Origin of the sequence: Fibrobacter sp. UWH1 (assembly GCF_002210365.1) — a bacterium.
Classification (GTDB): domain Bacteria; phylum Fibrobacterota; class Fibrobacteria; order Fibrobacterales; family Fibrobacteraceae; genus Fibrobacter.
The window spans coordinates 43848-66737 of sequence record NZ_MWQG01000019.1; the positions used below are offsets into that span (position 1 = coordinate 43848).

A 22890-nucleotide genomic window follows, 5' to 3' on the forward strand; every position below is an offset into this window, starting at 1 on the left:
ATTTGCCCCCACTATGCCCGAATGGTTTAAAAATTTTTCCTGGGAACGAATATTCGACGCATTGGCCGCCGTTTCTCCGACCCCTATAAAGATTGCAGTAATCGCTGGCAAGTCTTTCCTGTATTTCCATGGTCTTACCCGTGCAGCAGCCTTGACCTACACCAGTTTCTTGGCTGTGGTCCCCATGCTGATCCTGCTGACTTCCATAACTATTTCTGCCGGCTTTGGTAGTTTCTTCTCTGATTACCTCCCCCACCTCTTTGACATTCTTGATTTGGACTGGCCCACAGAACCCCTGGTAGCCATCGTGCAGAATGCAGAACACGTACCTATCGGTCGACTGGGCTTCATCGGCGCATTGGGTCTTTTCGTCACCTTCATTCTGTCTTTCGGAAGTCTGGAATCCAATTTTAACGTCGTTTGGGAAAACAAGACTTCTCGCCCCCTCCACAAGCAGATCCGTATCGCCATCCCCTTGTTGCTGGTATATGCAGGCATCATCGGCATTTACGCAGGTCTTGTAAACCAGCTGCAGGAAGCCCTTTCCCTGATCGTGGTAGATGGTTTGCATTTCCCGCCCTCTGTCATCAAGACCCTCATTAATGCATTCTGGTTCTCTTCTTTCCAGTTTGCTGTAATCTTGATGATTTTCATGGTATTGTACGCCTTGCCGGCCCGGCCCGCAGAAAAGCGATCCTACACCAAGAAGCAACTGATATTGACCTCTATCGGAGTATCCCTGCTGGCCTGGATCTGCATTATCGCCTATGTGAAGATTTTGGTGCTCATCCAGACCGCACTGGTCACAAGAATGTCTATTTTCTATGGGTCCTTAGCTTTTATTCCCCTGGTGCTTTTCCTCGTTTTCGGAATCTGGATTATCATCTTGTGCGGCAACAGTCTGGTATGGACCATTTGCAACTGGCCCGAAGCCGCAAACCGTACCTGGAACTGGGATGGAATTACAGCCGAAGGGCACGGACTTACAACGGAGGATCGTCTATGATTTTCAAGAAGATTTTGATTACGGGCCTTGCCCTCATGGGTTTGGCATCCACCGCCAACGCCGAACTGCAATCAGTCAAGTTCACCCCCGAAGAAAAGGTGAATGACGGTTGGAAGGCCTTCCTTGGCATCGGTGGAGGTAATTCCCTGGTTGCTGACGACGGTGCCATCTTCGCCAATCTGCGAATCGGTATCCAGTGGAACAACCTGCTGGCCTCCGGCCTTTTCGCCAACTTCCTCATCAGCGACATTCGCAATTATAATGTGCCCCAGAAGCAGATGTTGGACTACAATTCCTTTGGAGCCTTCATCGAACTGTTCCCGGTGCGCATCAATGAAGCATTCAGCATTTCCGTTCCCATCGAAGTGGGTGGCGGCGCCATCAATGTCATCGAAAATGGCGACAACAATTTTTCTTCCGAAGATTACTTCTTTGTAGCCGACATGGCCGTTCATTTCAACTATCGTGTAACAAAGATGTTGGAAGTTTCCATCGGTGGAGGCTACCGCATGTTTAACGGCATCGAAGAAAACGGATTGGAAAATCTGGACTTCTGCACCCCCTTTGGCGAACTCCGCTTTACCATTAAGGAATAGGGTTCAGTACGTCTGACTTTATAACACTTCGTGGATGCAGACTCCACAACCTAAGGAATGTGGATGTCCAATTCCCCTTGGGGAAGATTACGGTTGTCTGCGGACCTTCGGGGTGTGGAAAGTCGACCCTGGTCCTTGATACATTACACGGAGAATCCAAGCGCAGGTATCTAGAAACCCTATCGCCCTACGCAGCCGAAATGCTGGGCGGTCGTAAGGTTATACCCCTTGACAGTGCTGACGGTCTGCCCGCTAGCCTTGCCATTGGCCCAAGCCACGGAGAAGCCAGCGCCAAGTCCTACGCCTTAAGCATTTCTGAATGCGACAGCAGTTTGCGAACTCTATTCGCAGCTTTCGCCAAACCGGCCTGCCCTGTTTGCGGCAAGCCCATGGAAAGCACTAGCCGCGAAGACATTATCCGCCAGGTTGCGAGCCTTCCCGAAGGAACCAAACTGCAATTTTTCGCCCGAATCGACACCGGTGCAAGTGAGGACGCCTCCGGTCGCAAACGTAGCGGCCAATCGCTAGACAAACTTTCAGCCGCTTTCCTGGCCCAGGGTTTTACCCGTGCCGTTGCTGACGACCAAGTCATTTCTCTAGCAGACCTAACAGACGATCAACGAGCAATCTGCCCCAGTGAATTCTTTATTGTTGTGGACAGAATCATAGTCCGTTCCAACACCCGCACGAGAATTGCCGAAGCCGTTGACGGAGTCCTTAAGCTAACTCACACCGAAGTTACACTAGATGAAAACGGCAATCGCCGAGTATTTAGCACAGTCCCCAGCTGTAAGGAACACGGTGCTGCGGACTTTCACGCCTTGGACGCCTCGGACTTCTCCCCCTACTGCAGAAGTTCCGTCTGCCCCACCTGTGGTGGAACCGGCACCTGCGAAAAAGACGGCAACATCGAAGATTGCACGGAATGTAAAGGTCTCCGTCTCAAGAAAGGTCTGCTCAACGCCACAGTTCAGGGAACCCGCTGGAGCGACTTGCTGACGACACCCTTCGCAAACCTGGAAGAAAAAATCCACGCGGTTTTTGACGGTCCCATACAAGAAAGTAGGCAGGCAACTTTGTCCCGTCTTACGGCATCCCTGTCCGAACGAATTCAAGCCATCAACGAACTTGGCATCGGTTACTTGACTCCGGGCCGCGCAGGCACCACCCTTTCCGGAGGCGAAATCCAGCGTCTCCGTTTGGCAAGCCTTTCTACAGGTCATTTAAACAATTTGCTGATTGCGCTAGATGAACCGGCAAGTGGTCTCCACAAAAACGACGTGGAAGCCCTCTGGAACGTCCTTAAAAAAGTGCAGGCCCGCGGGAATACTCTAGTCCTTATAGAACACAATCCAGCCATTATCGAGAAAGCAGACTGGATAATAGAAATGGGACCGGGCGCAGGAGAAAAAGGCGGAGAAGTGCTGCACATGGGATCCGCCGCAGAGATTTTGAACAACCCCGTCTCCCCCACCGGAAACTGGATTAAGTATTTGAAAGGCACGAGGCGCGAGACTGAACGTCATTCTGAGCCGAAGGCGATATATGAAACTAGGGACTTTAGTCCCCTAGTTGAATTAGGTTCGAAGGAGCAGAATCCAGGAGCATCCATTCTCGTTCGCGATTTTGCCCTCTTCGATATGAAATCCGTTTCGGCAGATTTCCCTTTAAAGAAGTTCAGCGTGATCACAGGCCAGAGCGGTAGCGGTAAGTCTACCCTCATGTTCAAGAATCTGGCACCTCGCGCAGAAGTCGGCGAATTCGCCCCCTTGGGAATCGATGCCCTATCCATACTTTCTACAGGCGATTTTCATGGAAACCGTCGCAGTACGGTATTAAGCGCCACCAACATGAGCAACCTTTTGCGGGACCTTTTCGCAAAAATGCCCGAAAGCAAAGTCCGTGGTTACAACGCCGCCAAATTCGCCACCCACGCTGCTGGCGGACGCTGCGAAAACTGCAAGGGAGAAGGCGTCATCCTGGACCCCTCCGGCTATGAAGAAAACGAATGCCCCGTTTGTCTGGGCAGACGTTTCAAGGATGAAGTCCTAGACATCCGTTTCAAGAGCAAATCCATCGCCGACATTCTGGATATGGAAATCGGGAACGCCTACAAGCTTTTCTACGACATGAAGCCTTTCGCCGATAAGTTGAAACCTCTTGTAGACACAGGCCTCGACTACATCCGTCTGGGGCAAAGTACGGCCCACATGTCCGGTGGCGAACGAGCCCGCTTACGACTTTCCATCGCTCTCGCCCGTGCGAAAGCACCTAACACTCTTTTCCTGTTTGATGAACCCGCCCGCGGTCTCCATCAGGTCGATATCAATCACCTGCTAGAGCTGATCCGCGGCCTCACGGAAGCGGGCCACACCGTAGTAGCTATCGAGCATGCACAGGACTTTGTGAATGCAGCCGACTACGTGGTGGAATTAAGCAGATAGAAACTAGTCTTGGAGACAACGAACCGACTTTGCGAAGTTCTTGTTGCTGTAGTTGAGTATCGCACTCTCCTCAGCGGAGTCCAGGTCCAAGAAGAAGGCGTTGTTACTATAGTCCTCACCCGACGACCAGAAGTTAGCGTCGTAACCGATATAGTCGAATTCACCGGCGATTTCTCTGCCGCCACCGGGGAGCGCAGAGAAACCATAGGTATCCGTTCCGTTGCCTCCAAATTTCCAACCGGACTTGGACTTCAAGAACTCGCCCGCAGTAGATGAACTGACGTTACTGGCATGTCCATATCCGAATGACGGATCAATGTAATTGATCAATGTTTCAAATTCCCTATAGCTCGGCAAGTGCCAGCCCTGGGGGCAAACACCGCGAACCGGAGTTGTTGGATTAAGGGAAACTCCGCAGGTTTTGCCATAAGTACAGGCAGCTTCATCCATGGCAACTTCCCAAGTATACAGACGACCATATGTTGTACAATTTGCAGCAATTTCTTCAGCAGTCAAATTTTTATTACTGGAATAATCGTAGCCTCCGTCACCGTAACAGCCGCTCCATGCGTAGGAGCCCATACTAGAGACATCGCCCGGGTTATAGTTCAAGTTCTCCGCCATCCAGGTCTGGGTTCCGATGGTTATTGTCTTGTAATTTTGACCGTCGCGAGAATCAGTTAACGATCCATATTCAACGCTGGAGGAAGAGGAAGTTTCGCTCCCCTCGCTAGAGTCCCTGAGACAACGAACGTAAGCACCGGAGTTCAGCTTATTGAGCCATGCGTCGGGCACGTCGTCGATGTTGTAGTTGAAGAACCAACCGTACGCATAGTTTCTATAGAGTTCAGTAGAACTCCAGAAGATTGTGCTTTCGCCTTCGTCGTAGGAATGTTCATCATCGCCGCGATAGCCTGCCGGCAGAACCGCGAAGTCGAAGGAATCGGTACCATTGCCACCACTAAACCAACCACTGGTAGATTTCAGTGACCTACCGGCAGAACTGATTCCACCTACGGCAGTCCACAGAGTATCCCATTCCGTGTAACTTGGTAAGTGCCAACCTGTAGGGCAAGCATCCATAGCAGCAGACCATTCATATAAACGGCCATACTTAGAACAATTTCTTGTTTCACTTTCATAGCAGTAACTTTTGTTTGTATTGTAGTTCAAGTTCTCCGCCATCCAGGTCTGTGTACCGATGGAAACGGTCTTGTAAGTTCGACCGTCGCGAGAATCGTTTAACGAACCATATTTGACGCTGGAGGAAGAGTTCGTCGGCTTCGCCTGCGAGCTCGACGAGGAGGCTCCGACCCCCTCGTCGGAATCCCTGAGACAACGTACGGAATAACCTTCGTACTTTTCGACGCGGATACGGGCCACGTCGCCGTAGTCGCAGTGGAATGTCCAAGAGTACGCGGAGTAGCTCTTGTACTCACCAGAACTCCAGAAGTCCGCGATGTCTTCCTCTCTCATGAAATCGCCATCATCGATGCCGCGGAGGCCTGCCGGAAGAACAGTGAAACCGAAGGAATCAGTACCGTTACCTTTATGGTACCAGCCGCTGGTAGATTTTAGTTTTGCTGCGGCAATCCTGGTTCCACCTACCACAGTCCACAGAGTATTCCATTCAGCATCGTTGGGCACATGCCAGCCTTCGGGACAAATACCGCGGTGGGGGCTGTTGGGGGTGCAGGTCTTGCCATAGCCACACTTGGTTCCTGCATTTACATTAAACTGGGCAGCACTATCCATCACGGCACTCCAGGTATAAAGGCGACCGTACTTGTCGCAGTTGGAAGCCTTGTTTTCGTAGCACCAGCTGGTGGAATCGGAAGTGTAACCTTCGTAGTTGAACTTCACGCCAGTGTATGCGTAGTTCAGGTTCTCGGCCATCCAGGTCTGGGTGCCGATGGTGACTGTCTTGTAAACTTGACCGTCGCGTTCATCAGTAAACTCGCCGTAGTCAATGTCAGGGTTCAGGTAGGACCAATTCGCCTTGGAGCTGCTGGATCCTTCGCTATCGCTCAGGATGACACTAGAGGAGGAGCTCAGGATGACACTGGAGGAAGAAGAGTCGTCATCATTAGCCGGTCCGTTTGAAGATTCGCCGTCGCCACAGGCGGCAAGACCCAAAGCCATGGCAAAAGCACCAACTGCAATCGCACTAAATCCAAAATTCGGCTTCATATTTTTCATAGATTCCTCAAACCACCCGTTTTTCAAGATTTATTCTACAAACAAATCCATAAATTACTTTCTCAAATACCCTGCGTATTGGAACAAACTAAGTCCAAATTCTGGCAGCACCGCAATCAGGTGGTCAAATATGTCAGACTGGATTCCTTCGTAGGCCACCCACTGGGTAACATTAGCGAAGGCATAAATTTCCAGAGGCAGACCTTCGGGAGTTGGCGCCAGCTGGCGTGTCATCAAGGTCATGTCCTGCGCCACATTTTTTAGAGAGCGTAAGTACGCCGTACAATAGGCGCGGAAAGTTCCGATGTTAGTCATGTGACGACTATTCACCATGTCCAGCTCCGTAGGCACGGCACCTTCTCCGTACTTGGCGGTAAATTCCGAAGCCAACTCTACGCGCTTTTCATCCATGTAGGGTTTCAAGATTTCAATCTTAGACAATCGTTCGATTTCTTCTTCTGTCAAGAAGCGAATGCTCTGCTGATCAATGAAAAGTGAACGCTTGATTCGGCGACCACCGGATTCTTCCATTCCGCGCCAGTTCTTGAAACTGTTGGTAATGAGGTCATAAGCAGGAATTACCGAAATGGTCTTGTCCCAGTTTCTGATTTTCACAGAGGTAAGAGTAATGTCGATGACTGTACCATCAGTATGGTGACGTTCAATCTCAATCCAATCCCCTTTGCGGAGCAAGTCAGACAAATTAATCTGGATACCCGAAACTACGCCCAAAATGGAATCCCTAAAGATCAACATCAAGATGGTTGCGGCGGCACCCATAGCGGAGAGTATGAATACGGGGCTCTTGCCAATAACCTGCGATATGACAACAATGGCACAAACGCAGAACAAAATCAGTTTAACCGCCTGGAATGTTCCGTGGAAAGATTTGTTCTTTCGTCTTTGGTTCTGGTCGTTCAAGGTTTCGACCACATCAAAGAAGGAGCTTCCCGCCGCAAAGGCAATCAGGGCAAACCACACCGCAGAAACGCGGGTACAAATATCGTACACAAGGGACTGCTGTTCCACAAAGCGGGCAAAGGCCGCGCTAAAAATCGTTGCAGGAACAAGCTGCAAAGCCCTAGAAAAGAACCGTTTTTCTACAAGGAGATCGTCAAACTTGTTGGGAGTCTTTTCTGCAATTTTTCGGGCAATAGGATTCACCACGAACATGCAGAGTAGAAGAACAACGAGAACTATGCTTAAAAAGATTACAAAATTCAAGCTCATAGCCCTAAAATACAAAAATGAAAACAGCCTAAACGGTATGCTCTAGCCTGGAAAAGAATAAATTGCTAGATTTTCGGTCATGAAAAAGTCAGTACCTATTACAGTGCTCACCGGTTACTTAGGAGCCGGAAAAACTACTCTTCTCAATTACGTTCTTAACAACCAGCAAGGCTATCACGTCGCCGTTATCGTTAACGACATTGGCGAAGTGAATATCGACCAGACCCTGATTGAAAAGGGCGGAAACATCACTAAGGCCGACGACGGCACCGTGGTTCCCCTTTCCAATGGTTGCATCTGCTGTTCCCTGAAGCAGGACATGCTGGAACAGATTGCCGAAATTCTCGAAACAGGCAAGTTCGACTACATTCTTATTGAAGCAAGCGGTATTTGCGAACCGGTACCTATCGCACAGACAATCTGCATGGCCGGCATGCAGCTCCAGAGCACCAAGGGCGAACCTCTCCCCTGCCACCTGGACAACGTGGTTTCCGTGGTTGACGTCTGCCGTCTGGCCGACGAATTTGGCGGTGGCCAGAAGCTCCTTCAGAAGGATCTTGAAGAAACCGACATCGCAAACCTTCTGATCCAGCAGATCGAATTCTGCAATACCATCATCATGAACAAGGTGGATCAGCTTTCCAAGAACGATCTCGAAAAGGTGAAGGCAGTGGTTCGCGCCCTCCAGCCCGAAGCCAAGATGATCGAGACCAACTTCGGTAAGGTTGAAATGTCTGACATTCTGGACACCAAGCAGTTTGACTTTGAAAAGGTGGCAAATTCTGCTGCCTGGGCTAAGGAACTGGGTAAGTCCGTAGACGAAGAAGACATCGACGAAGACGATGACGATCACGACGATCATCACCATCACGACCACGACGAAGACCATAGCGACTGCGACCATGAACATGGCGTCTGCCATCACCACCATGATGATGACGATGATGACGAACATGAACATCATCATGACCATGACGAAGACCACAGCCACTGCGACCACGAACACGGCGTCTGCCACTGCGGTCATCACCACGACAAGGATCATCCCCATGGCGATGAATACGGCATTTCTACCTTCGTGTATGAACGCCGTCGTCCGCTGATCCGCGAACGTTTCGAAGTGTTCCTGGATAACTATCCCAACAGCATCATCCGCACCAAGGGTCTCCTGTGGTTCGAAGACGAGCGCGATACAAGCTATCTGTTCGAACAGGCCGGCAAGCAAGCCTCTGCCCAGAATTTCGGCCCCTGGTTCGCCTCTGAACCCGAAGCCGAACAGAAACGAATCCTCAAGGAAAATCCGGACCTGTTGAAGGTCTGGGACGAAAAGTACGGCGACCGCATTGTCCGCCTGGTCTTCATCGGCCAGCACATGGAAAAGAAGAAGGTCATCGCCGCCATGGACGCTTGTCTCGGCGAATAATCTCGCAAAACCAATCCATTAAAAAATCCGGTTTCGTTCGTCGCGAAATCGGATTTTCATTTTTTAAAGTTTCGGTGGATTACCCCAAATTCTCACGCCGTTGCGATACACTGCAACATACGGATTTATAGGAACATCAGCAACGTCTCCATAATCCTTATCTTCTTGCGGCATTCCCACATAATCAATTCCATCTACATCAGCAGAATGGGGCATCCACGACCAGTCCTTTTCATTGGGAATCAAGAAACGTTTCTTTGCAGGTTGTCTTAACGTTTCACACCAATCATTCGCATAAATACCATAAGAAAAGCCAACATCAAGTCTCATCGAAGATTTCGAATTTATCACCGCAGAAGCTAAAGGTACTGTTATGACCCAAACGGACTCTCCTGTTACAGGATCATAAGAATTCGTTAAAGGAAGAGGAACAACTTCACGCATCGCACCTCTCATAGAAACATCTGCATATTCGCCATTCTTTCCTAAGCAAGGTTGATTAAATCCGTTTTCATCATAGGCTTGGCAAATATCAGCATCTACAAGCAAAGGGCATGAACCAATTTTATCGTCAACACCCGCTACAACTTTAATCTCTTCAGGTTTTGCTTTTGCATACAATCTCAACTCAACACTATCCAATATAAATTCTTCATTATTTACAATTCTTAACTGAAGAAAATCAAGACCACCAAATTCATATTGATAGGAACGGACTTCCATATCATAAAGTTTTTCCGCAACAAGTTCCCTTGATGACGAAGAAACCACGTCATTTGAACTAGAACTATAATCCTGTAAAGAAATTTCAGATGATGATGACGTTCCAATCGTCTCCGGAATTGAATCGGTAGAAGATTCGATCTTACTTTTTTCTGAGGAAGACGATTCCGCCTCATTTAATTCGGAAGAAGATTCAGCTTCAATTTGCCCGGAAGAACCAGTATTTTGTTTATGCGAAGATGAAGAAAGCTCTTCGACAATCACATTTTCATTGGCATCGAGATTGACATCCGAGCAGCCGGTCAAAAAAGCCAGTCCACAAAGGGCAGCACTCAAGGTTCGTTTACTTTTAAACAAACAGTTCATTTGCAAAATCCTTCATCCTTTATCATACCAATCTAGCTTAATTATTGTTATTAGTGTCCGGTAAAAAATATAGCCAAAAATAAAAATGGCAGGCTCCTCAGACGAAGAAGCCGCCTCAACGGGCTGCCCGGATGGCTGGGACGGCTCAAAATCATCGATTCCACAACGGTGACGCTGTTCTCCAACCTGGTTTTCAGGGGTGTCGGCAGGGACCCGAAAATTGGAAAGAAGAAAGGCGGTATAAAGGTCCATACAGTCATCATCGCGAACCTTCTCCTGACCCTTGTGCAGCGCAGCCTTGAACGGTACTGGGAACGCATGCTGCAGCATCCACCTTGCACATCGTAGCACCCAAATTTCTAGGGAGGGGGCTTGCAACGGCAAAATAAAAGTCTAGACCGCGTAAAATCTGGAGTCTAGACGTTTTGAAAATTTTCTCCGTACACTAATAAAATATTATATTTCCCGTACGTATGGAGGATACGACTGTGATTTTCAAAGCAAATTTTTCTTGTTTAGGAATATTCATTATTTCCTTAATCTGTGCCTGTTCAGATAATTCAAGCGGACCGTCTACCGAAAGTTGGGTATCCAATCCAGCAAATGCAGGCGAAGAGGTTTATTCAAACAAGAACGGAGACCGACTTAACGGCATTGAATGCAGCATTTACGCAAGCGAAAATGCTGTATACGAAGTTTCAACAACAAATTCTTCGGGTTTTCATGTAACAACGACTGTCCAAACGATAATAAAGTACCCAACAGCCAGTACCACTGTTTACGTTGAAGCGGATCCATCCTCAGAAGACGTCATGGAGGCACTTTGTTTATCCGTCAAAAAGGATAACCAAGATGCAGACATTGAATGCACCAGGAACTACGTAAAGCTAAACAATAGCGGAGCAGTCAATGGACCTTTTAAAGATATTTTTGATTACGTAATTCAAAACGCAATCAGCCGTTGTTCCAACATATAAAAAGATATTTCATACTAAATTTTTTCGAAAAAACAATGGGGGTTCTATGAAAATGAATAAGCGTCCTTTTTTCCTTGGTGCATTGTCCTTGGGAGCAATTCTATGCGCCTGCACATCAGAAAATTCTTCCAACGCAACAGCTTCTTCTGTTACCGAGGAAAACTGGTTCAAGGATCCTGCCAGCACAGGCAGGGAAGTGTACACAAGCTCCAATCAGAAGGGCGATAAAAGTTACAGCTGTTCCATCTACGCTACAGAAAATACTTTTACAGTTGTTTCAAGGACTAGCCAACCCAGAGAAACAACAACCTCAACCGGCCACTCCACCTACACCCCAGGCTATCTTGAAACCACCTCTTATACAGAGTCTTCATTAGCATCTTCGCCAACTATGAAATCACTGTGCGAACAAGCCAAGACCATGTATGAAGCCATGATTAAATCTGGAAAGGCAAATATTGATTGCGAAGACAACCATGTCCAGATCTACTCCAGTGCAAATACATCCATGGATATGAATCAAATTATTCAAGTCCAGATTAGCCTTTGCAAAGCGGGGGAGCAGGAGTTCTTGGCAGGTTCCAGCACAAGCGATACTGTCACAAATGACGTGCCAGTAACAAACGATCCTCTGCCAGAAACATCACCGAATGGTGGAAATTCAACGACTCAGGAAAATTCCATTTCCTGTCAAATATCGCCCAGCGACCCCTATACTATGCAAATTGTCACTGCAGACGGCCGGTCGGAAACTTCATATATGACGATAAACAGTAATGGAGCATCCATAACCGACACCTATACCGGCATTGACGCAGAAACATTTACAAAAATCTGCCAGAAAGTCCAGGAAGAATTCAACGCTCAATGCGAAGACTATACAATTTACATAACCGATCCAGAAATGACTCCGGACCAGCTTCCTCCCTCAACCATCGTTGAAATGATGGAACAGGACTGCATCGATTTGTTGAGTGGAGCCATCACGTTTGATGAATACATCCTGGACTAAAGTTTCGTGAGCAGGCTTGGCATAAATTTTGCAAGATTTTTCTAGATTTTTAGCCGAAAAATCTAAACACAAAACCACCATAGCAGTGAGTTATGAGTAGTGAGTGATGAGTTTAAGTTAGGCGCCCTCGGTGCGACTATTTAGCTCACACCTCAAGACTCGTAGCTGATAGCTTCAGGAGACACTATGCTTTTCAATTTCGACATGATCCAGAAGGTCTATGCCAAGATGCCAGCCCGCGTTGACGGCGCCCGCAAGTTCCTTGGCCGCCCCCTCACCCTTGCAGAAAAGATTCTCTACACCCATTTGATCGACGGTGCAGAATCCAAGCAGTATGTTCGTGGTACTGATTTTGCCGAATTTAACCCGGACCGCGTTGCCATGCAGGACGCAACCGCCCAGATGGCACTCCTCCAGTTTACAACTGCTGGAAAATCCAAGGTCGCTGTTCCAAGTTCTGTACATTGCGACCACTTGATCATCGCCAAGGAAGGTGTAGAAGTCGACCTTCCCAAGGCAAAGCAGGACAGCAAGGAAGTGTATGACTTCCTCCAGTCCGTTTCCGCAAAGTACGGCATCGACTGCTGGCTTCCGGGCGCAGGCATCATTCACCAGGTGGTTCTCGAAAACTACGCATTCCCCGGTGGCATGATGATCGGTACCGACTCCCACACTGTGAACGCAGGCGGTCTCGGCATGCTGGCTATCGGTGTTGGCGGTGCTGACGCTGTGGACGCCATGGTTGGCCTCCCCTGGGAATTGAAGTACCCGAAGATGATCGGTGTGAAGCTCACCGGTAAGCTCCAGGGCTTCGCCACCGCTAAGGACATTATCCTGAAACTGGCAGGCATCCTTACTGTTAAGGGTGGCACCAACGCTATTATCGAATACTTCGGCGAAGGCGCTCGCAGCCTCTCCGCTACCGGCAAGGCAACCATCGCCAACATGGGTGCAGAAGTGGGCGCTACCTGCTCCACCTTCAGCTACGATGATTCCATGAGCCGTTACCTCAAGGTCACCGGCCGTGCAGAAGTTGCCGAAGCCGCCGACAAGATCGCTTCTTACCTCCAGGCTGACCCGGAAGTTGAAGCAGAACCGGAAAAGTACTTTGACCGCGTTGTGGAAATCGATCTTTCCACTCTCGTTCCCCATTACAATGGCCCCTTCAGCCCGGACCGCGCATTTGCCGTTACCGACATGGCTGAATCCATCAAGGCTACGGTCGCCAAGCCGGAATCTACCCCGGTGGTTTCCGCAGCTCTCATCGGTTCCTGCACCAACTCCAGCTACGAAGACCTCTTCATGGCTGCAAGCATGATCAAGCAGGCTCTCGCCAAAGGTCTCGGCCCCAAGTGCCCGCTGATCATCAACCCGGGTTCCGAACAGGTTCGCTACACCGCTGAACGCGATGGCCTCATCGACATCTTCAAGCAGTTCGGCGCTGTGATCATGACCAACGCTTGCGGTCCTTGCATTGGCCGTTGGGACCGTGCAGGTGCCGACAAGAAGGAACTGAACACCATCGTTCACTCCTTCAACCGTAACTTTGCAAAGCGCGCCGATGGCAACCCGAATACTCATGCATTCGTGGCTTCCCCGCTGATGGCTGTGATCGCCGCCCTCTCTGGCGACATCCGCTTCAACCCCATGACCGACACTCTCACCAACATGGAAGGCAAGGCTGTTAAGCTGGATCCTCCTGAAAAGTGCGAACTCCCGGTCAACGGCTTCGAAGTGAAGGACGCAGGCTTCCAGGCTCCGGCAGAAGATGGTTCCTCCATCACCGTGACCATCAATCCGGAAAGTAAGCGCCTCCAGGCTCTGGCTCCGTTTGCAGCATGGGATGGCAAGGACATCATGGGTGCTCCGATCCTGATCAAGGCCAAGGGCAAGTGCACCACCGACCACATCTCCATGGCAGGTCCGTGGCTCAACTACCGCGGTCACCTGGAAAACATTTCCAACAACATGCTCATCGGCGCTGTGAACGCTTTCAATGGCGAAACCAACAAGGTTCTCTGCCAGTGCGGCGAATACAAGGAAGTTCCGGAACTGGCCAAGGTCTACAAGGCCAAGGGTACCGGCTCCATCGTTATCGGTGACGAAAACTACGGTGAAGGCTCCAGCCGCGAACACGCCGCTATGGAACCCCGCTTCCTGGGCGTCAAGGCCGTGATCGTGAAGAGCTTCGCCCGTATTCACGAAACCAACCTGAAGAAGCAGGGCATGCTGGCCCTCACCTTCGCAAATCCTGCCGACTACGACAAGATTCAGGAACAGGACGTGTTCGACATTCTCGGCCTCACCGAGTTTGCTCCGGGCAAGCCTCTGACCCTCGCTATCCACCACAAGGATGGCTCTGAAGAAAAGATCCAGCTGAACCACACCTACAACGAACAGCAGTGGGCATGGTTCAAGGCCGGTTCCGCCCTGAACTTGATCAAGCTGAACAACAAGTAAGCCGAGCGCAGCGCGGTGCTCCCGTGCGTCCATAAAAATTCAAGAGTCATTTCCTTAGGGAAATGGCTCTTATTTTTTTACAAATCAGCATTACTTTACTTATATATATTAATGAAGATAAGCAACCCTTTCTACAGTTTCTATGCAATCTTTTTTGCATTGGCGATGTTAAATGCCCCCCCCCCCGAAAAAGACATCAACTGCTACCGATACAAAGCCGAAGCCTACATTGTTATTGAGACTTCCATCCCAGAACAGGTGGAGGACACAGTCACACATCACCCTGCCGGTTTCAAATGCTTTAAAGACAGTTTAACTTGCGAAAAATCCTTAACATTCCCTGACCCCCAAAGCTTCCCAATTTTTACGGGCTGCGTTTCCGCGGAAGTCAAAGCGAAACCAATTGCAACACAAGCAAAACAAAACGCACCGAGCAGGAATTTGATGTTCTGCTTATGGGCTTCTGCGAAAAAAAAACGATCCCGGAAGCCCACTACTGCGTACACGAAGGAAAAAGGCCTGCCCTACAACGGACCGAAGTTTTTGAATGGATTACTGTAAAAGTAAATAACCCACTTAAAAGGCCTAAATACGTCAAAAAAGCCCAAAAAGAACGTGCAGAACCACATCTTTGCAGTTTTTTTTGGCCATATCTTGACCGAATAATTTAATTATCATATTTTTGTTACAAAGTTTGACATCGCAGTCAAAAACCACGTTTTTGCAAGGAGATTATTAAAATGAAAAAGTTTTTTGTCGCCGCATTGTCTGTTGCAGCTCTTTTGATTGGTTGTTCCAGCACTCCCCAGCAGAAAGCAGCAAGCGCCATGACCGAAATGCAGAACCTCAAGACCAAGTACATCAAGTCTGAACACAAGGTTGCTGGCCTCGGTAAGGGCGTATCCTCTGACGAACAGGTTGCATACGAAAAGGCAGACCAGAATGCCCGCGTTGACCTGGCTCGCGCTGTGGACATTCAGGTCAAGGCAATCACCAAGAACTTCAAGGAACAAGTTGACGTCGAAGGAAAGGAAGCCCTGGTGGAACACTTCCAGACCACTTCCAAGACCAAGATCGACACCCACCTGAACGGCGCTACCTTTACCGATGTGAAGGTTGAAGTTTCCGAAGACGGTAAGTTCAACGTCTATGGCGTGATGGTCCTGGACGTAAACCTGGTTGACGAACTGATTGCTTCCATGAAGGAACGTAACGACAAGCTGGATGAAGCCACTGTGCAGAAGGTTCGCGCCCTGGCAGAAAAGTCCTACGCAGAACTGGACTAATCCTTTAGGTTTAAAAGTCTAAATTCAAAAGCCTTGCAGTTTATCTGCAAGGCTTTTTTCATAGGCTTACCTAAATAATAAAAGAATTAACGATGCTCGTTGGTCGTAGGTTCAAGACCGCGGAAGAACGCCAGGCCATCACAGTCATTCTTTAGTGCCTGCACACATTCGCCAATCATGTAGAGACTCCCCGTAATCAGCACGGGAGCCGCATCATCAGCAGAAGCAGCTGCGCTCACCTGATCCAGGAACTCACGAGAAAGTAAGCCCTCACTGGCCACATTCAAACCGAGCCCGGCAAGAAGTTCACGCAGGTCATCCAGTTCTCTAAACCTAGGATAAGGTGTCTTGGTAATATGCCAATGACTTACATGGGGTGCCATCAGCTTCAGCATTTCACCAACATCCTTGTCTTTCAGTGCTCCAAAAACACAATGGAACTTCTGCCCCGGATAATACTGCGACAGCGTTTCCACCAGGCGTTTAACGGCATGGGAATTGTGAGCTCCATCCAAGATGAAACGCACCTGACCATTTGAGTCTGACAGGGTCTGCATACGACCAGCCCAGCTGCGGGTCGCCAAGGTTCGTACCGCCAGAGCATCATCAAAAGCCATGCGTCCAGCCATTGAATTGCAGAACATCTTCGCCGCCATCATCGACAGGCTGGCATTTTCCACATAATGACGTCCAAGATTCGGAAGCACAATGTCTCCACGGATTTCAGGCACGGCTAAAGTGGCACCACGATTTTCGGCAAATAGACGAGCCTCTGCCAAAAGTTCCTGCGACAAGCCTCCAACTACAAATGTCTTTCCGGGAAGGTCGCCCTCCCCCAGCACAGCCATCTTTTCTTTCAAGATTGCCGATTCCGTTGTCCCGAGAACCTCCGTATGTTCTAGACCGATGCTGGTCACCACGGCAATATCGCCCTCGGCAACGGCAGTGCTATCCAGTCGACCGCCCATACCCGCTTCCAGAACAACAACATCTATTTTCTGTTCCGCATAATAGAGGAATGCCACAAGCGTAAGCACTTCAAAGAAGGTGGGTTCGATTACCACTTCCGCGGCACCGGCGTTAATGGACTCTGCAGCAGACTTTACCTTCAGAAGCAGGCGATCCAGATCTTCGGCACCAATGGGCAAATCGTTTATGCGAATACGCTCCTGCAAACTCACCAAATGAGGGCTGGTATACAAGCCCGTTCTATAGCCATGGGCCTGAAGGATTCCCGCCAGATAGAAACTGGTAGAGCCCTTGCCGTTAGTACCCACCACATGGATTGTCTTAAACTTTTCCTGAGGGTTGCCTAAGGCCTCGCAAAGTCTACGAGTCGATTCGAGCCCCGGCATCATCCCGAACATCAGTCGGGAATTCAAGTATTCCATACCTGCGTTTTGCATGCGCCAAATTTAAAAATTAATGTACCTTTATAGCACATCCATTTTTTATATCGAGTATTCTTTATATGTCCAGAAAAAAAGCGGGAGCACGCCATTTTTTTACGTTTATACTGCTGGCCGTAATTTGCGGTCTAGCCATAATTGCCCAGGCCAAGGTCGATCCGGAGGCCAAACCCAGGCATTATAATTACCGCGAAGCAGGCAAGCAGATGCGCCGCATCTATTATGGGGAACTGCAGGAAACCCTGTACTGCGGCTGTCGATACCTAGACAAGAAAACCGTAGACTTTTCCTCCTGCGATTTCGAGCCCCGCCACAACCCCAACCGCAAAAGCCTGAAACGCGCCCACTCCATCGAATGGGAACACATCGTGACCGCCCATAACATGGGCCACTTTCTCCCCTGCTGGAAAGATGGGGGCCGCAAGAACTGCAGCGCCAATGATTCCACATTCAAGATCATGGAAGGGGACCTTCATAACCTCTACCCGGCCATCGGCGAAGTGAATGGGGACCGCAACAACTTCATGTACAGCCAGTGGACCAACAATCCCGAACCCATGTACGGCAAGTGCAAGACCATCGTCGACTTCAAGGAGAAAAAAGCCCAGCCTAGAGAAGAAGCGAGAGGCATTATTGCACGAGTCAGTTTCTACATGGAAAAGACTTATGGGATTAATTTGTCTAAACAAGACCGCAAACTTTTTGAAGCCTGGGACAAAATGTACCCAGTCACAGAAAAAGAATGCGAAAGAGACCGTCGAATCTTCAAAGTCCAGGGCGACCACAACCCATTCGTCTACGAAAAATGCCGGTAAAGCCTAAACATTGTATGTTTTTGGTAAGAAATGCTCCATTTTGAGCCTTCCTTAAATAGGTGTTTTTTTTACTTATGTAAATTTCTAGTTATATTGTATAACATACGAGGTTTTAAGTATGTGTAGAGGTTTTAGGTTTATTCTGGCGGTTTCCGCCCTATTTGCAAGCAATATTTTTGCCCAGGTGGAATTTCCCCTGGGTTCCAAGGTCATCAACGTCACCAAGGATCCGTATCACGCCAAGGCAGACGGCAAGACCGACGACACCGAAGCCATTCAGAAGGCATTGAACGACCATCCGGATGGAGACTACATCATCTATCTCCCCCATGGCATCTATAAAATTACCGACCAGCTGGTTTGGCCCACCACAGAAAAGGCAGAAAATTCCAGCAGACGAACCATTCTTCAAGGTCAGAGCATCGGCGGAACCATTCTCCAGTTAGCTGATAGTACCTACGGCTTTGACAATCCGGACTTCCCCAAGGCAGCCATTAACACGGGTATGGGTCCCGAACCCAGAATCCGTAACGCCATCCGCGATATGACCATCCGTACCGGCAAGGGCAACCCCGGCGCCATCGGTATCCAGTTCAACGCCTCCAACCAGGGCGCCATCAACAATGTAAAGATTTACTCCGGCGACTCTACCGGTGTGTATGGTATTGACCTGGGCTTTAGCGAAGGCGTTGGTCCCCTGCTCCTGAAGAACGTGGAAATCCGCGGTTTCCAGGTCGGCGTTTACGCCAAGGGCGAACAGGGAACGGTCACCATGGAACACGTCACCCTGGGCGGACAGACCAAGTACGGTCTGGAAAATGAAGACATGAACCTGGCAATTAGAGCCCTACGTTTCAAGGGATATGTTCCTGCAGTCTACAACCACGGCCCTTATGCCATCATGAGCCTTGTAGACGGAACCCTGGAGTTTGACAACGAACAGAAGAAGGGCAAGCCCACAACCGCAATCAAGAACGAAAGCGAACTGTTCGCAAGATCCATGAAGGTCAGCCGTTTCAAGACCATGCTGACCTCCAAGAAAAAAGGCGTCATGGACGCCCTGTCTAACAGCGAAATCATTGAATTTACCACTCAGGAAAGCCGCCAGCTCTGCCATAGTCCCAAGCAGACTATGCGTGTTGCCGTGGCAGAAACCCCCAACTACGCAGAACAGAAGGCCGATAACTGGATTACCATCGCAGGCGACTACGGTGGACGCTCCAATACCGGTTCCGATGACTCCAAGGCCATTCAGGAAGCCATTGATGACGGTGCAGAAACTCTGTACTTCCCCCCGGGAGGCCGCTGGACCATCAACCGTGACATTTATATTCGTAACCGAATCCGCAGAATTATCGGTATCGAAGGTCGAATCGACGGCAAGGGCAAGTTCATCGTAGAAAACGGAGCCTTCAATGAGTTGACCATCGAACGATTCTCTGAATTCGGTAGCGGCATCATCCAGAAGTCCACCCGAAGCATTTTGATCAAGAACACCATGCTCCGTTCTCTGGAAACCGATGAACACGGCCGAGGCGACTTCTTCCTGGAAGACGTGGCTGTTGGAACAATCCAGCTGAACCACAACCAGAAGTTGTGGGGCCGTCAGGTTACCATGATGGGCGACACCAAGGGTCCCAAGATTACCAACAATGGCGGTACAATCTGGATTTTAGGTCTTACTGCCAAGAAGGGTAACACCATCCTTCAGAACTTCAACAAGGGTTCCGCAGAACTAATCGGCGTGCAGGTGGTGGATAGCGACAAGGCCAAGGACCGCCCCATGTTCATCAATGACAACGCAGGCCTTTCTATTGTTGGCCTCCGTGAAACATTGACTCGAGGCAACCCCTTCCACAAGGTTATCGAGGAATCTCGACAGGGATCTGCAATCAAGTCCCTCCTGGGCACAGAACTTTCCCGAACCGAAAGCGGCGGTGCATTGTTGCCCGTGTTTGTGGGCTATGCTCCTAAGCAGGGTTCCAACGAAAAACCCATCGCCAAGATCCCCGACGAATTGCTGATTGTTCAGCCGAACCGCATCCGCGTTACCGGCACGATTATCGATGACGGCCGTGGCGACGGTCTTTGCGAAGTGCCGGTCCACTGGAAAAAAGGCGCCGGTCCGGGTAAGATTATTTTCTCTGACAGTTCCGCATACGAAACCGACATTTCCTTTACGGCAAGTGGACGTTACAATGTGATTTTCTCTGGCGATGACGGTTACCAGATTGGATACGATACCGCAAAGGTTTACGTGTTCGACAAGCGCTACACCACTCTCGACAACGATGGAGACAACATCCCCAGCGGTCGCGGAGCAGCCACCTGGATTTCTGAATTCGACAACTATAGCCCCCACAACACAGACCCTGAACTGCGAGTTTCAAACACCGCCGGTTCCGTGGGAAAGATTTACCTCAAGTTCGACCTTTCCGCATTGCCCGGTCCTCTGTTTGACGCAGCCCTTAAGTTGGAATTCGATCCAGCAACCGTGGACTCCATCAAGAAGCCCATGCAACTGAACATCTTTGGTCTCAAGGAAACTGGAAAGGACATGAAGTTCGGCGACCAGAAGCTAGGCGTTGACTGGCCCGACTACGAACTTACCTGGGAAAACGCTCCCGCCAACCTTCCCCAGCCCGGTGGTCAATTCAACATCCGCAAGAATTCTGGTGGCGGTGTCGACACCAAGTATGCAGACTTCCTTGGCATTATCACCTTGAATCCCAAGGCTCCTCTTGGTGCATTCCTCCGTACACCTACACTTACAGAATTCTTCAAGCGCAAGCATCCTTCCAACCTGTACACCTTGATCCTAACCGCAGTCGACACCAACGACGTCGTTCTTCCGTCTCATAACGCAGGCAAAAACTTTGCTCCGTCCCTGATGGTCGGCTACTTCGACAACACCAAGTCCGTAGGTGGTGACGCCATGGATGGTGGTTATACCTTGACCAAGGTCGTTGTAGATATTTATACTCTCGAATGCAGCTTTGACTTGACCGTCGGTTACCCGCAGTTTGTTCAAATTGAAATCTTGAACGAATTCGGCAAACGTATGCTTACCGTTGCCGCCCGCGAACTGGACGGCGAAAAGAAGACCACGATCAAATTCAAGGCAAAGGCCTTCCCCACCGGCAAGTACGTTCTTAAGGTGGTTGGCGAAGCATTCTCTGCCGAACAGAAATTCTATATCTTGAACTAGGGAACAATTATGAGCATCAAGAACATCTTTACTCTAGGACTTAAGTTAGCCGCCATTGCCGGCACCACTTGTCTCCTTTTCGCATGCGGAGACGATTCCAGTTCCAATTCAGAACCGGAAGAATTCGGTTATGTACCTTCCAGTTCATCCATCAGCACCCGAGCCGACATCGACTACGGTGACACTATCGTTTTGAACAAGAAGATGGACTTGAACATCGAACTGATCAAGGATACAGCCGATGCAAAAGACAGTAGCGAAATCTACATCGACAGTCTCGCCACAAAAGTTCCTCTGTACATCGGTGAACTCACCCGAGGCAGCCGCATCAGAGTCAAGGCTTCCGTGGCAAACATTGCCAGCGAAAAAATCCGCATTAGAAGCGAATACGGCGAAGCACTGAAGGCTCTTACGGCAATTCCTCGTAACGATGCCCATCGTGATTCCATTTATGACAACTACATGGTACCCAGTCTGGGAACAAAGCCGGACTCCACCTATAGGGACTCCAACCAGTTTGTCGTATTCACCCCCAACCACTACTACCTGGAAATCGAGGGTGAATTCACGAACGAATCTACGGCACGTCTTTTTGTTCAGATTGACACATCCTATTACAAATACACCGGCGAAAACGATTCCGTTTCCATGGAAATGAGCGACACCTTGCGTGGCATCATCCTTATGGGTGATGACGCTCCCGAAAACATCACGATTGATTTCTCCGCCAGCGAAGGCCACAGCCTGAACCTGACCACCGAAGGAACCAACCTGAACAAGTGCGAACTTTTCGAAAACGATTCCCTGCTGAGCGAAGCCGTATCCGAAATCGACACCATGATGATTCCCAACGACACCACAAGCTGGTCTCTGAAGATTACTCCGGAAACTTTCTCCAGCGTGTGGAGCGGTCCTTTCGCATTCTTTACCACAACCACCCGTTCCCGCGAACTCGAAAAGGGCGAATACTTCGCCAACCCGGATTCCATCAAGTATCCTGGCGAAACCTTCCAGACGGACCGTCCCAAGGATCTCCCCGAAGCAGAAATCTACCGTTACAACCTGCGTCAGGAACAGTTCGTTTGGATTGGTAATTACGAGAAGGGCGATTCCCTGATGGTAAAGCACTGGATAGCAAACTACAGTGAAGACAATTTCAACAGCCCCTCCACCTGCGAAATCCTGAACAAGGACAAGAAAGTGGTCGCCTCCATCAGCTGCACCTATGGTGGGGAACTGAAGGTTCCTGCAAAGGGACCCTACTACCTGCACTACCTGCGTCTGAATTCCTACGCCCTTTCCGGTGTATCGGATTCCCTGAAATACGTGCTGCAGCTTTTCGTGATGGTTCAGCAGCCCGGCCTTCTGAAGAGCATGAACTTCTACGACCTCGAAAAGGATGAACCAATGACTCTCATTAAGAAGTCTGCCGGTTCCGTCCTCCGCTTCAAGGACATTAACAACTTCAACTTCGAAGCAAAGAGTTCCTCCCAGTGGAAGGAAATTGGTTCCGATGTGAGCTGGTTCGTTCCCTGCGAATCCCTGAACTACATCAACCGCGACAACTTGTACCGTTGTAGCGATGATGATGATGAACAGGAAATTTCTTCTGATTACCTGATGATCCAGGAAAGCGGTATTGGAGAAACAGCCAAGATTATTGCCCAGAGCAAGGCTGACCCCTCTATGCGCGACACCCTGAAGATTTCGATCATCAAGGCCGCAGACTAAAAAGG

At 49.5% G+C, this 22890-nt stretch carries 16 protein-coding genes and 1 pseudogene; 13 read left to right on the top strand and 4 right to left on the bottom strand.

Annotated features, from left to right (window positions below):
• Window positions 1-13: 13 nt before the first annotated feature.
• From B7992_RS09920 to B7992_RS09930, 3 genes are read left to right on the top strand one after another with little or no spacing between them, the layout of a single operon-like run.
• Entirely contained in the window at window positions 14-1006 is a 993-nt protein-coding gene (locus B7992_RS09920; protein WP_073158391.1) for a YihY/virulence factor BrkB family protein, read from the top strand.
• The gene (locus B7992_RS09925) at window positions 1003-1602 is read left to right on the top strand and encodes a hypothetical protein (RefSeq protein ID WP_249506021.1); all 600 of its coding nucleotides are present in this window, start codon (window positions 1003-1005) and stop codon (window positions 1600-1602) included. Before B7992_RS09920 ends, B7992_RS09925 begins: the two co-directional genes overlap by 4 nt.
• Before the next feature lie 59 nt (window positions 1603-1661).
• A complete protein-coding gene (locus B7992_RS09930) occupies window positions 1662-4046 on the top strand; it encodes an ABC transporter (RefSeq protein ID WP_254917674.1) in 2385 nt (794 codons plus the stop codon).
• 3 nt (window positions 4047-4049) lie between these two features.
• Here the strand turns inward: B7992_RS09930 and B7992_RS09935 are convergent, their stop codons facing one another.
• Window positions 4050-6245: a fibrobacter succinogenes major paralogous domain-containing protein gene (locus tag B7992_RS09935; RefSeq protein ID WP_088666192.1), complete on the bottom strand. Its 2196-nt coding sequence runs from the start codon at window positions 6243-6245 to the stop codon at window positions 4050-4052.
• A gap of 54 nt (window positions 6246-6299) precedes the next feature.
• Entirely contained in the window at window positions 6300-7475 is a 1176-nt protein-coding gene (locus B7992_RS09940) for a mechanosensitive ion channel family protein (RefSeq protein WP_088666193.1), read from the bottom strand.
• Window positions 7476-7554: 79 nt separating this feature from the next.
• Between B7992_RS09940 and B7992_RS09945 the strand changes: the two genes are divergently transcribed.
• Window positions 7555-8898 carry a GTP-binding protein gene (locus B7992_RS09945; protein WP_073284418.1) on the top strand — a complete coding sequence of 448 codons (1344 nt, stop codon included), beginning with the start codon at window positions 7555-7557 and terminating at the stop codon, window positions 8896-8898.
• Window positions 8899-8961: 63 nt separating this feature from the next.
• On the opposite strand, the gene B7992_RS16355 is transcribed toward B7992_RS09945, so the two are convergent.
• On the bottom strand, window positions 8962-9987 hold the full coding sequence (locus tag B7992_RS16355) for a hypothetical protein (RefSeq protein ID WP_141100436.1): 1026 nt from the start codon (window positions 9985-9987) through the stop codon (window positions 8962-8964).
• A 132-nt stretch (window positions 9988-10119) separates the two neighbouring features.
• Here B7992_RS16355 and B7992_RS17415 point away from each other — a divergent pair.
• The 6 genes and pseudogenes from B7992_RS17415 to B7992_RS09980 form a co-directional block, all read left to right on the top strand.
• Window positions 10120-10257: pseudogene (locus B7992_RS17415) on the top strand (transposase); the annotation flags it as partial.
• Between the two features lie 218 nt (window positions 10258-10475).
• On the top strand, window positions 10476-10964 hold the full coding sequence (locus B7992_RS16365; RefSeq protein ID WP_139258279.1) for a hypothetical protein: 489 nt from the start codon (window positions 10476-10478) through the stop codon (window positions 10962-10964).
• Window positions 10965-11010: 46 nt separating this feature from the next.
• Complete coding sequence (locus tag B7992_RS09965; protein ID WP_088666195.1) at window positions 11011-11976, top strand: hypothetical protein; 966 nt, start codon at window positions 11011-11013, stop codon at window positions 11974-11976.
• 186 nt (window positions 11977-12162) lie between these two features.
• Entirely contained in the window at window positions 12163-14436 is a 2274-nt protein-coding gene (locus tag B7992_RS09970) for an aconitate hydratase (protein WP_088666196.1), read from the top strand.
• A gap of 111 nt (window positions 14437-14547) precedes the next feature.
• On the top strand, window positions 14548-14997 hold the full coding sequence (locus B7992_RS09975) for a hypothetical protein (protein WP_088666197.1): 450 nt from the start codon (window positions 14548-14550) through the stop codon (window positions 14995-14997).
• Window positions 14998-15176: 179 nt separating this feature from the next.
• The gene (locus B7992_RS09980) at window positions 15177-15722 is read left to right on the top strand and encodes an LPP20 family lipoprotein (RefSeq protein ID WP_073284427.1); all 546 of its coding nucleotides are present in this window, start codon (window positions 15177-15179) and stop codon (window positions 15720-15722) included.
• 86 nt (window positions 15723-15808) lie between these two features.
• On the opposite strand, the gene B7992_RS09985 is transcribed toward B7992_RS09980, so the two are convergent.
• Window positions 15809-17128, bottom strand: a complete 1320-nt coding sequence (locus tag B7992_RS09985) for a folylpolyglutamate synthase/dihydrofolate synthase family protein (protein ID WP_073158351.1) — start codon at window positions 17126-17128, stop codon at window positions 15809-15811.
• 65 nt (window positions 17129-17193) lie between these two features.
• Here B7992_RS09985 and B7992_RS09990 point away from each other — a divergent pair, with 65 nt between their 5' ends.
• From B7992_RS09990 to B7992_RS10000, 3 genes are all read left to right on the top strand, one after another.
• Window positions 17194-17946: an endonuclease gene (locus B7992_RS09990; protein ID WP_073158348.1), complete on the top strand. Its 753-nt coding sequence runs from the start codon at window positions 17194-17196 to the stop codon at window positions 17944-17946.
• A 118-nt stretch (window positions 17947-18064) separates the two neighbouring features.
• Window positions 18065-21154 (top strand): glycosyl hydrolase family 28-related protein, encoded by a 3090-nt coding sequence (locus tag B7992_RS09995; RefSeq protein ID WP_073284433.1) that lies wholly within the window; start codon window positions 18065-18067, stop codon window positions 21152-21154.
• Window positions 21155-21163: 9 nt separating this feature from the next.
• Entirely contained in the window at window positions 21164-22885 is a 1722-nt protein-coding gene (locus tag B7992_RS10000) for a hypothetical protein (protein WP_088666198.1), read from the top strand.
• The last annotated feature ends 5 nt before the right edge of the window (window positions 22886-22890 follow it).

Coding starts and splice junctions, on each gene's coding strand:
- B7992_RS09920 (WP_073158391.1), top strand. CDS start 14: ATGCCCGAATGGTTTAAAAATTTTTCCTGGGAACGAATATTCGACGCA.
- B7992_RS09925 (WP_249506021.1), top strand. CDS start 1,003: ATGATTTTCAAGAAGATTTTGATTACGGGCCTTGCCCTCATGGGTTTG.
- B7992_RS09935 (WP_088666192.1), bottom strand. CDS start 6,245: ATGAAAAATATGAAGCCGAATTTTGGATTTAGTGCGATTGCAGTTGGT.
- B7992_RS09940 (WP_088666193.1), bottom strand. CDS start 7,475: ATGAGCTTGAATTTTGTAATCTTTTTAAGCATAGTTCTCGTTGTTCTT.
- B7992_RS09945 (WP_073284418.1), top strand. CDS start 7,555: ATGAAAAAGTCAGTACCTATTACAGTGCTCACCGGTTACTTAGGAGCC.
- B7992_RS16355 (WP_141100436.1), bottom strand. CDS start 9,987: ATGAACTGTTTGTTTAAAAGTAAACGAACCTTGAGTGCTGCCCTTTGT.
- B7992_RS09965 (WP_088666195.1), top strand. CDS start 11,011: ATGAAAATGAATAAGCGTCCTTTTTTCCTTGGTGCATTGTCCTTGGGA.
- B7992_RS09970 (WP_088666196.1), top strand. CDS start 12,163: ATGCTTTTCAATTTCGACATGATCCAGAAGGTCTATGCCAAGATGCCA.
- B7992_RS09975 (WP_088666197.1), top strand. CDS start 14,548: ATGAAGATAAGCAACCCTTTCTACAGTTTCTATGCAATCTTTTTTGCA.
- B7992_RS09980 (WP_073284427.1), top strand. CDS start 15,177: ATGAAAAAGTTTTTTGTCGCCGCATTGTCTGTTGCAGCTCTTTTGATT.
- B7992_RS09985 (WP_073158351.1), bottom strand. CDS start 17,128: ATGCAAAACGCAGGTATGGAATACTTGAATTCCCGACTGATGTTCGGG.
- B7992_RS09990 (WP_073158348.1), top strand. CDS start 17,194: ATGTCCAGAAAAAAAGCGGGAGCACGCCATTTTTTTACGTTTATACTG.
- B7992_RS09995 (WP_073284433.1), top strand. CDS start 18,065: ATGTGTAGAGGTTTTAGGTTTATTCTGGCGGTTTCCGCCCTATTTGCA.
- B7992_RS10000 (WP_088666198.1), top strand. CDS start 21,164: ATGAGCATCAAGAACATCTTTACTCTAGGACTTAAGTTAGCCGCCATT.